We start from the raw sequence: 15,605 nt of genomic DNA, 5'->3' as shown, positions 1-15,605 counted from the left end.
CCTCCCGGCGCGGCCGGACGGTCCGCCGCACCGCCCGGGCCGTCACGCTCCGCGGCGCTCCGGTCGCCGACCGTCCCGATCGGGGGCAGCATGGCCCTCGTACGCACGCCGCCGGCGGGACGTGAGCGCGGCCGGGCGCCCGTTCGCCCGGTCTTCTCCGCGAACGGGCCGCGTCCGCGTGCATGACGTCGCGGCACCGGGTACCCGGGCCGCCCGCCGAAAACCGGCCGACGGCCCGGGGCCCGCCACGCCCCGGCGCGCCACCGGCCAAGAGCAGCAGCGCAAGGAGCCGAAGGATCATGACGGACGTTTCGAGCCAGGGCCCCGCTCCCGGCGACGACCGCAAGGTACTCACCAACCGGCAGGGCCACCCGGTCTACGACAACCAGAACCAGCGCACCGTCGGCTCCCGGGGCCCGGCCACGCTGGAGAACTACCAGTTCCTCGAGAAGATCAGCCACTTCGACCGGGAGCGCATCCCCGAGCGCGTCGTGCACGCCCGCGGCGTCACCGCGTACGGCTACTTCGAGGCGTACGGCAAGTGGGGCGACGAGCCGATCTCCCGCTACACCCGCGCCAAGCTCTTCCAGGAGGAGGGCAAGCGCACCGACCTCGCCGTCCGCTTCTCCACCGTCATCGGCGGCCGTGACTCCTCCGAGGCGGCCCGCGACCCGCGCGGCTTCGCCGTGAAGTTCTACACCGAGGACGGCAACTGGGACCTCGTCGGCAACAACCTGGGGGTCTTCTTCATCCGGGACGCCATCAAGTTCCCCGACGTCATCCACGCCCTCAAGCCCGACCCGGTGACCTTCGAGCAGCAGCCGCGCCGCATCTTCGACTTCATGTCGCAGACGCCCGAGTGCATGCACATGCTGGTCAACCTGTTCAGCCCGCGCGGCATCCCGGCGGACTACCGCCACATGCAGGGCTTCGGCGTGAACACCTACAAGTGGGTCAACGCCGAGGGCGAGACCAAGCTGGTCAAGTACCACTGGATGCCCAAGCAGGGCGTGCGCTCCATGACCGAGGAGGACGCGGCGAACGTCCAGGCGCAGGGCCTCGGCCACGCCACCAAGGACCTCTACGAGGCCGTCGAGCGCGGTGACCACCCCGAGTGGGAGCTGCTCGTCCAGATGATGGACGACCACGAGCACCCGGAGCTGGACTTCGACCCGCTGGACGACACCAAGACCTGGCCCGAGCAGGAGTTCCCGCCGAAGCCCGTGGGCCGGATGGTGCTCAACCGGATGCCGGACAACTTCTTCGCCGAGAACGAGCAGATCTCCTTCGGCACCGGCGTCCTCGTCGACGGCCTGGACTTCTCCGACGACAAGATGCTCGTCGGCCGGACCTTCTCCTACAGCGACACCCAGCGCTACCGGGTCGGCCCGAACTACCTCCAGCTCCCGGTCAACCAGGCGAAGAACGCCGAGGTCCACACCAACCAGCGCGACGGCCTCATGGCCTACTACCAGGACGGCGGCGGGGAGAACCCGCACGTGAACTACGAGCCGTCGATCACCGGCGGGCTGCGCGAGGCCCAGTACCCGACGCACGACGTGCAGGGCCCGGAGATCCGCGGCCGGCTCACCCGCGCGAGGATCGAGCGCACCAACGACTACATGCAGGCCGGCCAGCGCTACCTGCTGATGGAGGACTGGGAGCGCGACGACCTGGTGAAGAACTTCGTCGACCTGCTCTCCCAGTGCGACCGCCCGGTGCAGGAGCGCATGGTGTGGCACTTCCTGCTGGTGGAGAACGACCTGGGCCGCCGGGTCGGCGAGGGCCTCGGCATCATGCCGGAGGACGTCGCCCACCTGGAGCCGCTGGCCAGCCAGACCCTCACCGAGGAGGACCGCAAGCGGCTCGCCAGCCTGGGCGACAACCCGCCGCGCGACGTGGAAGGGCTCACCATGACCCACTGCGTCCCCAACGAGCGGCACGTGGTCACCCGCTGAGGGGTCACAGGGACAGCGCGGACCGGGCCACGCCGAGTGCCCGCTCGGCGTAGCCCCGGCCGAACAGGACGGCGTGCACCAGCAGCGGGAACAGCTGGTGCACGCCGACGCGTGTCCGCCAGCCCTCGGCGAGCGGCGCCACGTCCTGGCAGCCCTCCAGGACGACGTCCAGCAGGGGGCACCCGAACAGCGCCAGCATCGCCAGGTCGGTCTCCCGGTGCCCGCCGTGCGCGGCCGGATCGATCAGATGGACCCTGCCGTCCGCGCCCCACAGCACGTTGCCGTTCCACAGGTCGCCGTGCAGCCGCGCGGGCGGCTCGGCGGGTCCCGCGAGGTCCGGCAGCCGCGCGCACACCCGTTCGACCACCGCCGCCTCCCCGGCGTCCACCGTGCCCGCGTCGACCGCCCGGCGCAGATACGGCAGCACCCGGTGCTCCGCGTACCAGCCGGGCCAGTCGTCGCCGGTGACGTTGCGCAGGGGGGCCCGCCCGATGAACGCCTCCACCGGCCCGCCCGGCGGCGGCGACCCGAACGCGGGGGCGCCGGCCGCGTGCAGACCCGCCAGCTCACGCCCGAACCGCAGCGCCGCCTCCCGGCCGGGCCGCCCCTCCTCCACCCGGTCGAGCACCAGCCACGCCCCCTCCCGGCCGTGCACCCGCGGCACCGGGGGCGCGCCCGCCCCGGCCAGCCAGCGCAGCCCGGCCGCCTCGGCGCGCGCCGCCTCCGCGTCCTCCGCGCGCTTCACGACCACCGTCCGGCCGTCGTCCAGGGCGGCCTCGGCGAGCGAGCCGGACAGCGGCCGCACCCCGGTCACCGCCCTCCCGGTCAGCCGCGCCGCCACGGCGCCGGGCCCCTCCTCGCCGGACACGGGGGACGACACGGTCATCGGCGGCCTCCTCGGCTCACGGTCTCCTCGGCTTGACGGCCCGCCCAGCGTACGGGTCCGGCGCGGGCGGCGGGCGCTCACGCGGGACGGTGAAAAACCCGTTCCGCCCGATGCGGGCGCGCCACGCCGGGGGACCACTGTGAACATGACCAGTTCATCGTTCCAGCGCACCCTCACCCTGCCCGCCACCCTCTGCGAACAGGCCGTCCCGTACCTGGAGCAGGCCGCCCGGCGGACGATCGACGGAGCGGGGGTCCCGCTGAAGGCGTTCCGCGCGGCCGCCGACGGCGACTGCACCCTCCCGGTCTCCGTGGTCGAACAGGCGGCGGGCTGCCTGCTGGTCCTGGCCACCGAGACCGCGCAGAGCGTCCGGCCCTCGGCGCTGCGCGCCGTCATCGGTGTCGCCCTCAGCCTGCGCGACGCCGTCGAGGCGGTCCGCCGGCCCGCCCTCACCACCCGGTTCTGGTGACGGCCCGCCGCATGCTCCCCGCCCGGCGGGGAACCCGGCGCACCGCACCCTCCACACTCCAGGAGTAGGAATGAGCCTGTTGCGCGTCCTCGGCCGGCCGATGCTGGCTTCGATGTTCATCGTGGGCGGACTGGACTCCGTACGGCACCCGCAGAGGGTCGCCCCCGTGGCCGAGCCCGTGGTCCGGTCCGTCACCGGCCGCGTCCCCAAGCTGCCGGACCGCACCGAGGACTCCGTGCGCCTCAACGGCGCCGTCCAGGTGGTCGGGGGCCTGCTGCTGGCCACCGGACGGCTGTCCCGCCCGGCCGCCCTCGCGGTCGCCCTCACCCTGGTGCCCACCACGCTCGCCGCGCACCGTTTCTGGGAGGAGGAGGACCCCGACACGAAGTCCCAGCAGCGGATCCACTTCCTGAAGAACCTCTCCATGCTGGGCGGGCTGCTGATCGCGGCGGACGACACCGGGTCCGCACCCTCGCTGCTGTGGCGCAGCCGGCACGCCGCCCACGACCTGCGCCGCGAGGCCCGCGTCGCCCGGCGGGCCTTCAAGGCCGGCGTCGGCCCCGGCGCGGCGGCGGGACGCGCCCGCGCCAAGCTGCCCGGCTGACCGGGAGCGGGTCCGCTTCCCGCACCTCAGCTCCTTCAAACCCCCTGTGAGCAACCGCACTCGCGTGGCCAAGTGCCGCGCGAGTGCGCGTGTTTGACCCTCTCGCCCCCGCACGGTGCCCGCTGCCCGGACATGACTCGGGGGCCCCTTCTGCCACGATGGTGCGCGCCCGATCCCGGCGACGGGAAACGTCGCGCAGCGCAGCCGGCGTCCTTCTTCCCGCGCCCACTCACCCGAGCCCCGACGGGCTCCTCCCCGAGTAGCGCACCGTGTCTTCCTCACCCACCCCTGCCCCGGCCGGGTCCAGGTCGCCCTGGCGTTCCCTGCGTCACCGCAGCATGCGCTGGTGGTCCGTCGCGAACTTCGTGTCCAACGCCGGCACGTGGATGCAGCTGACCGTGCAGAACCTGCTGGTCCTCCAGATCACCGGTTCCGCCGCGGCCACCGGCCTGTCCATGTCCGTCCAGGCGGCCCCGGCCCTGCTGATGAGCGTCCTCGGCGGCGCGGCCGTCGACCGCTGGCCGCGCAAGCCGACCGCCGCCGTCAGCCAGGCCCTGCTCGCCGTCATCGCGTTCACCACGGCCACCCTGGTGGCGCTGGACCGGCTCGACATGACCGCCCTCATGGTGCTGGCCGCCGTCACCGGCATGGTCGCCACCGTCGACAACCCGGCCTGCGCCCTGCTCGGCAACGACCTCGTCCCCGCCGAGGACGTGCCCTCCGCCATCGGCGTGGGCGCGCTGGTCTTCAACGCGGGCCGGCTCACGGGCGCGGCCCTGGCCGGCGTGACGGTCGGCTTCCTCGGCACGGCCGCGGCCTACTTCGCCAACGGCTTCTCCTTCTTGTTCGTGACGGCGGTCATCCCGTTCCTGCGCCCGGCGGCGGGCGCGGTGCAGCAGGTCACCGGACGCGCCGCCCGGCACGCGAAGTCCGGCATGAGCGTCCGGGAGGGGCTGGCCTTCTTCGCCCGCCGCCCGCGGCTGCTCGCGCTCGCCGGGGTCACCGGCATCAGCGCGGTCTTCGGCCGCAACTACGGTCTCACCCTCGCCGTCCTCGTCACCGGCCCGCTCGCGGGCGGGGCGGGCGCCTTCGGCACCGTGTCCACCGTCCTCGCGGCCGGCGGCATCATCGGCGCGGTGCTGGGGGCGCGGCTGCGCCGTCCGTCCGTACGGCTGGTCGGCGCGCTCGCGGCGACCGGGGCGCTGCTGCAGGTGGTGGCGGGGCTGTCGCCCTCGCTGGCGGTGCTTCTGGTGCTGGTGCTCCCCATGGCCGTCGTGGAGTCCGTCTCCGACACCGCGGGCACGGCCGTCCTGCAGACCGACCCGCCCGCCCACCTGCGCGGACGCGTACTGGGCGTGTGGGGCGGCATCGGCACGGTGTGGAGCCTGGGCGGCCCGCCGGTCCTCGGCCTCCTCATGGAACTGGCCGGCCCGCGCGGCGCCCTGGTCGCCGGCGGCGTGGTCATCGCCGCGTCGATGGCCTCCGGCCACCTCCTCCACCGCCACCGCAAGCTCGCGACCCCGGTCGCCCTCCCCCCGAAGGACACGGTGCCCCAGCCGGCCATGCAAACGGCGGCGTGATCCCGGGCCCCTTCCCGAACGCCCGACAGGGGCGCGGGGAACCGTGCAAACGGGAGCTCGAGGGACACAGCCTCCGGGAGACGCGGCGGGCCGGACGCCCCTTCCCAGCCGGCCGGCGCCGGCGGTTCCGGGGGCTCCGCCCCGGGCCCCGTCGCGCAGCTCCCCGCGTCCCCGCGGGGCGTCACCCCTCCGTCGGCTTCAGAGCCACCGCCACCGCGTCGGCAGCCCGCCGCGCGAGCAGCGTGGTCGAGCGGCCGTCCAGGTACGGCAGGACCACCGCCTGGCCGCCCCAGGTGCGCAGGACCTCCGCCTCCGGGAGGTCCTGGACGGAGTAGTCGCCGCCCTTCACCCACACGTCGGGGCGCAGACGCCCCAGGACCTCCTCGGGGGTGTCCTCCTCGAAGACCACCACCGCGTCCACGCTGCCCAGTGCGGCCAGCACCTTCGCGCGGTCCGCGGCCGGGGTGAGGGGGCGGCCGGGGCCCTTGCGGCGGGTGACGGAGTCGTCGGAGTTCAGGCAGACGATCAGGCAGTCGCCGATCCGCCGGGCGCTCTCCAGCAGCCCCACGTGACCGGCGTGCACCAGGTCGAAGCAGCCGCCCGTGGCCACCACGGTCCCGCCGCGCGCCCGTACCGCCCGCGCCAGCTCGAACGCGTCGGCGGCCGGGTCCTCGGCGGGCGCCGGGACGACCGGCGTGTGCCACAGGTCCGGGTTGCCCGCGCCGCCCGCCGCCACGAACGCGGCGGCCTCGGCGACCGCCCGCTGCAGCGCCTCCTCCGGGAGCAGCCCGTCCGCCAGCGCGGCGACCGTCGTCGCGGCGAAGCAGTCGCCCGCGCCGCACGGGTCGCCGTCCGCGTGGAACGGCGCCGGGATCAGCATGGGTGTGCCGCCGCCCGGCCGGGTCAGCAGCACCCCGCGCTCGCCGAGCGTCACGGCGACGCCCGCCGCCCGCCAGCGCTCCGCGAGTTCCGTGCCGCGCTCGGCGAAGGCGCCCAGCGACGCGCCCGCCACGCCGGGCGTGCCCGCGCACAGCGCGACCGCCTCGCCCGCGTTGGGCGTGACCAGCCGCGCCCCCGGCACCGGGTCCTCGCCGCGCGGGTGCGGGTCCCACACCAGAGGGGTGCGCCGCGCGGCTTCCTCCAGGTGGGGGCGGACCGCGCCGGCGGTGTGCCGGCCGTAGTCGGCGACGAGGACGGCGTGCGCGTCCGTGAGCGCCTCCCGCACCGCCTCGTCCGGTTCGCCGGGCGTCCCGCCGCCCCGGTCGATGCGCACCAGCGGCCGCCCGTCCGCCAGGACGCGCGTCTTCACCGGCAGCGTGCCGTGCAGCGGCAGCTCCAGCAGCCGCACCCGCCCGCTGAGCTGCTGCCGTACGGCCTCGCTCGCCGGGTCGTCGCCGAGCGCGGTCACCAGGACCACGTCCCGCCCGCCGCGCGCGGCGAGCGCGGCGGCCAGCCCGGCGCCGCCCGGGTGCCTGCGGTCCCCGGTGACGTCGACGACCGGGGCGGGCGCGTCCGGGGCCAGCCGGGTCGCGATCCCCTCGATGTCCTCGTCCAGCAGGACGTCGCCCACCACCACCAGCGGCTTGGGACCGGTCATGTCAGCCTCCCGGGAACGGCCGCCACGGTCCGTGCCGGGGGTGCGGCCACGGCGGCGTCGAAACACTCGCAGAGCAGGTGCACGGCGACCAGATGGGCCTCCTGCACGGTCGCCGTGGCGGCCGCCGCCACGCACAGCGCCTCGTCGGCCGCCTCCGCCAGCGGGTTGGGGCCGGGCCCGGTCAGCGCCCACACCTCGAGACCGGCCCGCCGGGCCGCCGCGGCGGCGGCGATCAGATTGGCGCTGCGCCCCGAGGTGGACAGCAGCATCAGCACGTCGCCGGGGCGCCCGTGCGCGGCGACCTGGCGGGCGTAGACGTGGTCGAAGCCGTAGTCGTTGCCGATGGCGGTGACGCTGGAGGTCTCCGCGTGCAGGGCGAGCGCCGAGTAGGCGGGCCGCTCGCTGCGGTAGCGGCCGACCAGCTCGGCGGTGAGGTGCTGGGCCTGGGCGGCGCTGCCGCCGTTCCCGGCGGCCAGCAGCCGGCCGCCGCCGGTGAGGACGGCGGCGAGCCGGCCGCCCCAGTCGGCGATCCGGGGCAGACCGTGCCGGCGGAGCCCGTCGAGGGCGTCCTGGAGGGACCGGCAGTGCAGATGGGCGGCGTCGAGCGCGGGGTGTTCGGTCATGGCGTGTCGGGCGCGCCGCCCTCCGGGGACGGCGACGGCACCCGCACCTCCTTCCAACGTCGGACGTCGGCGGGCCGGTCCGGCCGGCGGTTCAGCCGGCCCTGGTCACGGCCGGCTCGGTGTCGAGGACCTCGCAGTACGCCGCCTCCGTGGCCGCGGCGATCCGCGCCCACCCGTAACGGCTGAGCACCCGGCGGCGGCCGGCCGCCCCGCAGGCCTCGCGGCCGGCCGGGTCGGCGAGCAGGCTCGCCACGGCCCCGGCCAGCGCCTCGTGGTCGCCCGGCGGCACCAGCCGTCCGGTGGCCGGATCGGCGACCGTGTCGAGCTGGCCGCCGACCGCGCTGGCCACCACGGGCCGGCCGCAGGCCATGGCCTCCAGCGGGACGATCCCGAAGGGCTCGTAGTCGGCGGGGCAGAGCACCACGTCGGCGGAGCGCAGCAGCGCGGGCACCCGATCGGCGTCCACCCCGCCCAGGAACCGCACCCGGTCGGCGACCCCGGCGTCGCGTGCGATCGCGCGCAGCCGGCGCACCTCCGGGTCGTCGTCCAGCCGCTCCGCCGGGGGCCCGCCGGCCACCAGCAGCTCGGTCCCGGGCAGCAGGGCCAGCGCCGCCACCGACACGGCCGCGCCCTTGCGCGGCACCAGCCGCCCCAGCTGCACCAGCCGGTGGCGGTACGGGCCGCGCGCCCAGCGGGCGCCCACCGGGGTGAACCGCCCGGTGTCGACACCGCACGGCACGACGCCGATCCGGTCCGCGGGCACGCCCATCCGGACCAGCTCGGTGACCTCGTCACGGCAGGTGGCGACGATCCGGTCGCAGCCGGTCCCCACCTCGATCTCGCAGCCGATCCGCTCCGGCGGACTGGTGTCGGCGTCCCCCTGGTGACGCCGCTTCACCGTGCCCAGCGCGTGGAAGGTGTGCAGCAGCGGCAGGCCCAGCTCCCGGGTCGCGCCCAGCGAGGCCAGCCCCGACATCCAGTAGTGGGAGTGCACCACGTCCGGGGTGCGGGCCCGCCACTCCCGGACCAGCCGGCGCGCGAACTCGTCCATGTACGGCAGCAGCCGGTCCTTGGGCACGGGTTCGGCGGGCCCGGCGCCGACGTGGTGCACCTCCACGCGCTCGCTCAGCCGCACCCGGTCCGGCAGGCCGGGCGCGTCCCGGCGGGTGTGCACCGTGACCCGGTGCCCGCGGCCGGCGAGCGCCGCGGCCAGGGCGGCGACGTGGACGTTCTGGCCGCCGGCGTCCACCCCGCCGAGCGCGGCGAGAGGGCTCGCGTGTTCCGAGACGAGCGCGATCGACAGCACGCCCGGGGGGACAGGGGCGTAGTCCGCGGTCATGGGCTCACCTCCGTGATCGGTCGCGGCCGGGGCGCGGACACCGCCGTCCGCGGATACGGGTTCCGGCCGCGGCCGCGGCCGGGAGCGTGCGCGCGCCGCCCGCCGGGGCCGGCGCGGGCCGGGGGCGGGGACGGCCGGCGGGTCATGTCGGCAGCCGTTCGCCGGCCGGCGCCGCGGGCGCGGGGGACCGGGGGGAGGCGCGGCGGCGGGCGGGCACGGCGCGGTGCAGGACCTGCCCGCGCAACCAGTGCCAGGCCGCCGCCGGCGGGACGAGCGCGCTGGTGAGGACCATGGTGACGATCTCGTCCCGGGTGCGCGGACCCGGACGTGTCCGGGCCGTGGCGAACTCGGCGGTCCCGGCGAGCCACCCGGCGGCGCACGCCGACGCGGCGCGCGGGCGTCCGGTCAGCGCGCACACCGCCGCCGCGAGTCCGGCCGAGGTCACCGCCAGGTGCGCCGGCAGCCGGCCCCGGGGCGCGCCGGCCCGGCGCCACCAGTCGCGTCCGTGCAGCCGGGTCATCAGCACGTCGTCCGCGTTGCCCGCCTGCAGCCGCACCGAGACCCACCGGTCCGCCGGCCGCACCGGATGCGTGGTCGTACGGCGTCCCTCCGCCAGCGTCCAGCCGGCGTCGAGCACCCGCAGCGCCAGGTCCGCGTCCTCCCGGAAGGCGCGGCGGAACCGTTCGTCGAAGCCGCCGACGGCCTCCAGCGCCTTGCGCCGGTACGCCATGTCGGCGGTGATCCAGCACGCCCCGGCCAGCCCCGCGACATTGCGTTCCCAGTCGGTGGGCGCCCGGTCCGCCGGCAGCGGCACCTCGACGCGCGCGGCGATCCCGGCGGTGGCGACGCTCGCCCCGGCCAGGTCCAGTGCGAGGTCGTCGGCCCAGGAGGGGCCGGGCACCACGTCGTCGTCGAGGAACACGATCCACGGCGCGTCCCCGGCGGCCCGCCACCCGGCGTTGCGGGCGGCGGCCGGGCCGCGCGCCCCGCCGGGCACCACGACGGTGCGGGAGCGCAGGGCCGGCGGCACGGAGGCGGTGAGCGGTACGGCCGGGTCCCGGCGGTCGTCCACCAGCACGACCCGCGCCGGGCGGGGCCCCTCCGCCTCGGCCAGCGCCCCCAGGCACGCCGCCAGCGACGGGCGGCCCAGGGTCGGCACCACCACCGCGTACTCCCCGGCGGGAGCGGCCGGCCCGGTCATCACGCCACCCCCTCGTCGGGGACGGAGGTACGGAAGAGCGCGCCGCGCCGCACCGCGTACGGGCCGATGGCCAGCAGGTCCACCGGGGAGGAGCCGAAGCACTCCAGGGCGTCGCGCGGGTCGTCCACCATGGGCCGGCCCGCCGTGTTGAGGCTGGTGTTGACGACGACGGGCAGCCCGGTCAGCCGCTCGAACTCGCGCAGCATCCGCGCCAGCAGCGGCTCGCGCGCAGGGTCGACCGTCTGGATGCGGGCGGTGCCGTCGACGTGCACCACGGCGGGCACCCGGTCCCGCCAGGCGGGCGCCACGTCGTGCACGAACAGCATGTACGGGCTGGGCAGCGGCCCGTCGAAGATCTCGGCCGCCCGGTCGGCCAGCACCATCGGCGCGACCGGCCGGAACTGCTCGCGCCCCTTCACGTCGTTGAGCCGCTCCAGGTTCCCCGCGTGCCCGGGGTGGGCGAGCAGCGAACGGTGGCCCAGCGCCCGCGGGCCGTACTCGCTGCGCCCCTGGAACCAGGCCACGATGCCGTTGCCGGCCAGCGTCCGGGCCACGGTGACGGCGATGTCCTCGGGTTTCTCGCAGGGCACGGCGGCCGTCTTCAGCCACGCGCCCAGCTCCGCGTCGGACCAGTCCCGGCCCAGGTCGGCGCCGGTCATCGGCTCGGGCGCGTCCCCGGCGCCGGCGGACAGCAGCAGGGCGCCGCCGAGCGCGGTCCCCGCGTCACCGGCCGCGGGCTGCACCCACACCCGGGAGAACGGGCCCTCGCGGGCGATGCGGGAATTGGCGACGCAGTTCAGCGCCACGCCCCCGGCGAGGGTGAGCACCGGGTCGTGGGTCCGGCCGTGCAGCCAGCGCACCAGGTCCAGCAGCGTCTCCTCCAGCACGGCCTGCGCGCTCGCGGCGACGTCGGCGTGGTCCTGCGTCCACGGCTCGTCCGGGCCGCGCGGCGCGCACAGCTCCGCCCAGGGCACCCCGGTGGCGTGGAAGCCGCCGTCGCCGGTCGGATACACGTACCGGCGGAGCTCGGGCAGCATGCGCGGGGTGCCGTGGGAAGCGAGGGCCATCACCTTGAACTCGTCGGACGAGCGCAGGAAGCCGAGGTGCTCGGTGAGTTCCTCGTAGACCAGGCCGAGCGAGTGCGGGAGGTCCTGGGCGCGCAGCGGTTCGAGCCGGTCGCCGACGCGGCGCGCGGCCAGGTGGGAGGCGCGTTCGCCGCGGCCGTCCAGCACCAGGACGGAGCTGCTGCCGGCCTCGGGGGCGGCGTACGCGCCGGACGCGGCGTGCGCCATGTGGTGCGGGACGAAACGCACGGTCTCCGGGTCGAGGCCGGGCAGCGCGGTCCGCAGGAAGTTCGGAGCCTCCCGCGCGTAGGTGAGGCGCAGGTGGTCCCACGGGTCGTCGAGGCCCATCGCGTCGGCGGGGCGGGCGAGCGCGGGGTCGAAGGAGTACGCGACCGCGTCGAGGTCCTGGGGACGCAGCCCGGCCCGGGTCAGGCACCAGGCGGCGGCCTTCTCGGGCAGCTCCCAGGCGGAGAAGGGCAGCGGCCGCTTGCCGTGCTTGCGCCGGGAGAACCGCTCCTCCTCCGCGGCGGCGACGGTACGGCCGTCGATCACCAGGGCGGCCGCGGGGTCGTGGAACAGGGCGTTGATGCCGAGGATGCGCATGGCGGACGGACCTTTCGCGTCAGGGCTGCGGCCGGGACGGCCGCCTGGTCCTGGGGGCCGGCGGGGGCGGGCCGCTCAGCCGCGGGCCGCTTCGGCGCGGAACCAGTCGATCGTGCGGCGCAGGCCCTCCTCGGCGCCCACCCGGGGCTCCCAGCCGAGCTTGTCGCGGGCCAGCGTGATGTCGGGGCAGCGCACCGCCGGGTCGTCCACCGGGCGCTCGATGTAGCGCACCTCGGAGGAGGAGCCGGCGAGGGCCACCACCAGGCGGGCCAGGGCGAGCATGCTGATCTCGGCGGGGTTGCCGATGTTGACGGGGCCGCGCAGACCGTGGGCGGCCGCCGCGAGGATGCCGGCCACGGTGTCGTCGACGTAGCACAGCGAGCGGGTCTGCCGGCCGTCCCCGGTCACGGTGAGCGGCTCGCCGGCCAGCGCCTGCCGCACGAAGGTGGGCACCGCCCGGCCGTCGTGGCCGCGCATGCCGGGACCGTACGTGTTGAACAGCCGCACGATGCAGGTGTCCGTGCCGTAGGTCTCCGCGTGCGCGGTGGTCAGCGCCTCGCCGAAGCGCTTGGCCTCGTCGTACACGCTGCGGGGGCCGACCGGGTTGACGTTGCCCCAGTACCGCTCGTCCTGCGGGTGCTGCTGCGGGTCGCCGTACACCTCGGACGTCGACGCCAGCACGAACCGGGCCTCCGACTCGTGGGCGAGGGTCAGGGCGTTGCGGGTGCCGAGGCTGCCCGTCTCCATGGTGTGCAGCGGCAGCCGCAGGTAGTCCGCGGGGGACGCGGGGGACGCGAAGTGCAGGACCAGGTCGGGGCGCCGGCTCACCGGCAGCTCCTTCGACACGTCGGCCCGCACGAGGGTGAACCCCGGCCGGCCGAGCAGCGGGGCGATGTTCTCGGGACGGCCGGTGCTCAGGTCGTCCACGCAGGTCACGGCCGCGCCCGCGTCGAGCAGGGCCTTGCACAGATGGGAGCCGACGAACCCGGCGCCGCCGGTCACGACGGCGTGCTCCCACTTCCGGGATATGGGACTGCTCATGCCCCACACCCTCACCCGCACGGAGGGCGTCGGCACGGTCGCCTGGTGCGATCGAGTGAATCACGGAGGGTGACCCTCCGGTCCGTGCCGGGTGTCTGCGGCCGCTTCGCGGCGGCTCGGGCGGTCACGCCGCGAGTGCCGGCTCCGGGCCCAGACGGGCCAGCAAGGACGCGTGGTGCAGGCCGGCCACCGGGGAAAGGAGGTCCGGGTGGCGCAGGAGGGCCGCCGCCCTCGTGTCCGTCGCGTCGGGGGACAGCAGACGGCGGAACTCGCCGGCGCCGGCGCCGAGCGCGGCCACCGCCCGGGCGGCCAGTCCCGGGTCGGACAGCAGGCACGCCGCCCAGCTCGTCACGACCTCGTCGACCCAGGTGCGCCAGGGCTCCGCGTCGAGGCCGTCCGCGCCGGTGACCCGGTCGAGGCGGGCCGCGCCTCCGGGGCCCGCGAGACCCACCAGCTCCGCGTCCATCGCCGTGGGGTAGCGGAGGCGGGCCGCGACGGTGACCGCCTGACGGGCCTGGACCTCGCACAGGGCGTCGGACAGCGCGCCGCCGGGCGCGGGGAAGGAACGGGTCAGCCACTGCGTGGTGGCCGCTATCACGGGGGAGAGGTGGGCTGGCACTGCGGGTCCGTCCGAACCTGGGGGAGAAGGATGAGGACGCCAGCACCGTAGTCCCCGTCCCGCACCCGCCGACGTGACCCGGGTCTCGATCCCGGCGTGGTCTGCGCCACGCCCGGAGAGCGGCGACGCCCGTGCCGCGGAGTGTCCGGGCAGGCACTGCGGGCACCCGGCTGTCATGGACGTACTCAGCCGCCCCTTGCTCGACCGCACCCTGCCGCTCCTCGCCGAAGGCTACGCCTGGCTCCCCAACCGGATGCGTGACGCGTCCGGCTCCGTGGTCCGCACCCGCATCATGGGCCGCCCCGCCCTCGCCCTGCGCGGACCGGAGGCGGTCCGCTTCTTCTACGACGAACGGAACGTGCACCGGCACCGCGCCATCCCCGAACCCATTCTCGGCACCCTCTTCGGCCACGAGGCCGTGCACACCCTCGACGGCGCCGCCCACCGCGCCCGCAAGGAACTGTTCCTCCCGCTGCTGGAGCCCGCCGCCGTGGCCGGACTCGCCGAGCACGTCTCCGCCGCCTGGGACGAGGCCGTGCCGCAGTGGTGCCGGCGCGCGTCGGTCGTGCTGTTCGACGAGGCGGCCACGGTGCTCACCCGCGGCGTCCACCGCTGGGCCGGCGTACCGCTGGACGACGCCGAGGCGGGGGCGACCGCGCGGGACATGACCGCGATGGTGGACGGCTTCGCCACCGCCGGACCGCGCCACCTGCGGGCCCGGCGCGCCCGCGGCCGCCAGGAGGAGCGGCTGGCCCGTCTGGTCCGCGACGTCCGCACCGGACAGGTCACCGCGCCCGACGGCTCGGTGCTGGGGCGGGTCTGCGGGCACCGCGACGCGGACGGGGAGCCGCTCGACGAGAAGACGGCCGCCGTCGAACTGCTCAACGTGCTGCGCCCGACCACCGCCCTCGCCTGGTTCGTCGCCTTCTCCGCGCACGCCCTGCACCGCTGGCCGGAGAACCGCGCGCCGCTCGCGGCCGGGGACGCGGCGTTCCAGACGGCGTTCGCGCACGAGGTCCGCCGCTTCTACCCGTTCGTGCCGTTCCTCGGCGGCCTCGCGGTCCGCGACCTGTTCTGGCGGGGCGCCTGGGTGCCCGAGGGCGGCCTGGTGGTGCTCGACGTGTACGGCCAGAACCACGACGAGACGCTGTGGGGCGACCCGTACGCCTTCCGGCCGCGGCGCTTCCTCGAACGGGCCGTGGCGCACGACGCGTTGATCCCGCAGGGCGGGGGCGACCCGGCGACGGGCCACCGCTGCCCCGGAGAGAGTCTCACCGTCGGTGTGCTGGAGACCCTCGCGGCGCGGCTGGCCCGTATGGAGTACACGGTTCCGGACCAGAACCTGGCCATCTCCCTGCACCGCGTCCCCACCCTCCCGCACAGCGGTGTGGTCCTTGCGGGAGTGGGGCGGGCCGCCGTCTAGCGGCCCCTGCGGCCTGCGCCCGTCTCCTCCCTGCATGTTGAAGAAGTGACAAAAGCAAGTAAGAGATAAAGTGGCGCGATTTGTCTGATTCTGGATGTGTCAGGTGCTTCGCTACGCCTCAGGGAGATGGTGTCGTGCGTCCCGACGAAAAGGTCATCGAGGAAGTCACCTGAATCCAGGCAGCCGGCATCGAGGCGGCACTCGACCCGGCCGAGGCCGACGGTGTCTACCGCGACAGCCGGGAGTGCGCCGCCCGTCGCCCTCCAGGTGCAGGCCGCCCGCCGGATACGGACCGGAGCACGCGTGTGACCCCGCCCGCCGACGACACCGCCGCCTGGTTCCGGCACCCCACGGACGGCGGCCCGCTGTTCTTCCACAGCGGGGCCACCCCCGGCCGGCAGGTGTTCCTCGGCTTCCGGCCCGACACGGGCACCGCGCTGGCCGCCGTCTGCACCCGCCGCTTCCGCGCGCACGGCCCGTTCCCGGCCACCGCGTACGCGCTGCTCGCCGAACAGCGCTGAACCCGCACGGCACGCCGGCGCCGGCCGCCGGCCCACGGACCCCCCCCCCCGCCGGGGCGGGCGAATCGACAGAGCCG

13 protein-coding genes and 1 pseudogene are annotated in these 15,605 nt (G+C 76.0%); 6 read left to right on the top strand and 8 right to left on the bottom strand.

Annotated elements, in window-relative coordinates:
• The first annotated feature begins 299 nt into the window (after window positions 1–299).
• Window positions 300–1,958 (top strand): catalase, encoded by a 1,659-nt coding sequence (locus ACIQ8B_RS25810; RefSeq protein ID WP_403549996.1) that lies wholly within the window; start codon window positions 300–302, stop codon window positions 1,956–1,958.
• Between the two features lie 4 nt (window positions 1,959–1,962).
• On the opposite strand, the gene ACIQ8B_RS25805 is transcribed toward ACIQ8B_RS25810, so the two are convergent.
• The gene (locus tag ACIQ8B_RS25805; protein ID WP_403549994.1) at window positions 1,963–2,844 is read right to left on the bottom strand and encodes a fructosamine kinase family protein; all 882 of its coding nucleotides are present in this window, start codon (window positions 2,842–2,844) and stop codon (window positions 1,963–1,965) included.
• Window positions 2,845–2,989: 145 nt separating this feature from the next.
• Between ACIQ8B_RS25805 and ACIQ8B_RS25800 the strand changes: the two genes are divergently transcribed.
• The 3 genes from ACIQ8B_RS25800 to ACIQ8B_RS25790 all read left to right on the top strand — a co-directional run bounded on the left by ACIQ8B_RS25800 (window position 2,990) and on the right by ACIQ8B_RS25790 (window position 5,497).
• Window positions 2,990–3,313: a hypothetical protein gene (locus tag ACIQ8B_RS25800; protein ID WP_403549992.1), complete on the top strand. Its 324-nt coding sequence runs from the start codon at window positions 2,990–2,992 to the stop codon at window positions 3,311–3,313.
• A 70-nt stretch (window positions 3,314–3,383) separates the two neighbouring features.
• On the top strand, window positions 3,384–3,917 hold the full coding sequence (locus ACIQ8B_RS25795) for a DoxX family protein (RefSeq protein WP_403549990.1): 534 nt from the start codon (window positions 3,384–3,386) through the stop codon (window positions 3,915–3,917).
• A gap of 338 nt (window positions 3,918–4,255) precedes the next feature.
• Window positions 4,256–5,497, top strand: coding sequence for an MFS transporter (locus ACIQ8B_RS25790; RefSeq protein WP_403549988.1), 1,242 nt, complete (start codon window positions 4,256–4,258; stop codon window positions 5,495–5,497).
• A 181-nt stretch (window positions 5,498–5,678) separates the two neighbouring features.
• On the opposite strand, the gene rfaE2 is transcribed toward ACIQ8B_RS25790, so the two are convergent.
• The 7 genes from rfaE2 to ACIQ8B_RS25755 all read right to left on the bottom strand — a co-directional run bounded on the left by rfaE2 (window position 5,679) and on the right by ACIQ8B_RS25755 (window position 13,584).
• Entirely contained in the window at window positions 5,679–7,094 is a 1,416-nt protein-coding gene (gene rfaE2 / locus ACIQ8B_RS25785; RefSeq protein ID WP_403549986.1) for a D-glycero-beta-D-manno-heptose 1-phosphate adenylyltransferase, read from the bottom strand.
• Window positions 7,091–7,717 (bottom strand): SIS domain-containing protein, encoded by a 627-nt coding sequence (locus tag ACIQ8B_RS25780; protein WP_290008707.1) that lies wholly within the window; start codon window positions 7,715–7,717, stop codon window positions 7,091–7,093. The genes rfaE2 and ACIQ8B_RS25780 overlap by 4 nt, the downstream gene beginning before the upstream one ends.
• Before the next feature lie 91 nt (window positions 7,718–7,808).
• Window positions 7,809–9,056: a glycosyltransferase gene (locus ACIQ8B_RS25775; RefSeq protein WP_403549983.1), complete on the bottom strand. Its 1,248-nt coding sequence runs from the start codon at window positions 9,054–9,056 to the stop codon at window positions 7,809–7,811.
• 142 nt (window positions 9,057–9,198) lie between these two features.
• Window positions 9,199–10,257 carry a glycosyltransferase family 2 protein gene (locus tag ACIQ8B_RS25770; RefSeq protein WP_290008704.1) on the bottom strand — a complete coding sequence of 353 codons (1,059 nt, stop codon included), beginning with the start codon at window positions 10,255–10,257 and terminating at the stop codon, window positions 9,199–9,201.
• Window positions 10,257–11,924 (bottom strand): carbamoyltransferase, encoded by a 1,668-nt coding sequence (locus tag ACIQ8B_RS25765; RefSeq protein ID WP_403549981.1) that lies wholly within the window; start codon window positions 11,922–11,924, stop codon window positions 10,257–10,259. Before ACIQ8B_RS25765 ends, ACIQ8B_RS25770 begins: the two co-directional genes overlap by 1 nt.
• 75 nt (window positions 11,925–11,999) lie before the next feature.
• Window positions 12,000–12,965: an NAD-dependent epimerase/dehydratase family protein gene (locus tag ACIQ8B_RS25760; RefSeq protein WP_403549979.1), complete on the bottom strand. Its 966-nt coding sequence runs from the start codon at window positions 12,963–12,965 to the stop codon at window positions 12,000–12,002.
• A gap of 124 nt (window positions 12,966–13,089) precedes the next feature.
• Entirely contained in the window at window positions 13,090–13,584 is a 495-nt protein-coding gene (locus tag ACIQ8B_RS25755) for a hypothetical protein (RefSeq protein WP_290008699.1), read from the bottom strand.
• Window positions 13,585–13,759: 175 nt separating this feature from the next.
• Here ACIQ8B_RS25755 and ACIQ8B_RS25750 point away from each other — a divergent pair, with 175 nt between their 5' ends.
• Both ACIQ8B_RS25750 and ACIQ8B_RS25745 read left to right on the top strand, forming a co-directional pair.
• Complete coding sequence (locus ACIQ8B_RS25750) at window positions 13,760–15,007, top strand: cytochrome P450 (RefSeq protein WP_290008698.1); 1,248 nt, start codon at window positions 13,760–13,762, stop codon at window positions 15,005–15,007.
• 326 nt (window positions 15,008–15,333) lie between these two features.
• Window positions 15,334–15,528: pseudogene (locus tag ACIQ8B_RS25745) on the top strand (penicillin-binding protein); the annotation flags it as partial.
• Window positions 15,529–15,605: the final 77 nt, after the last annotated feature.

The organism is Streptomyces sp. NPDC096105, from assembly GCF_044763335.1.
GTDB lineage: Bacteria > Actinomycetota > Actinomycetes > Streptomycetales > Streptomycetaceae > Streptomyces.
This window is presented reverse-complemented; position numbering and strand designations above follow the sequence as displayed.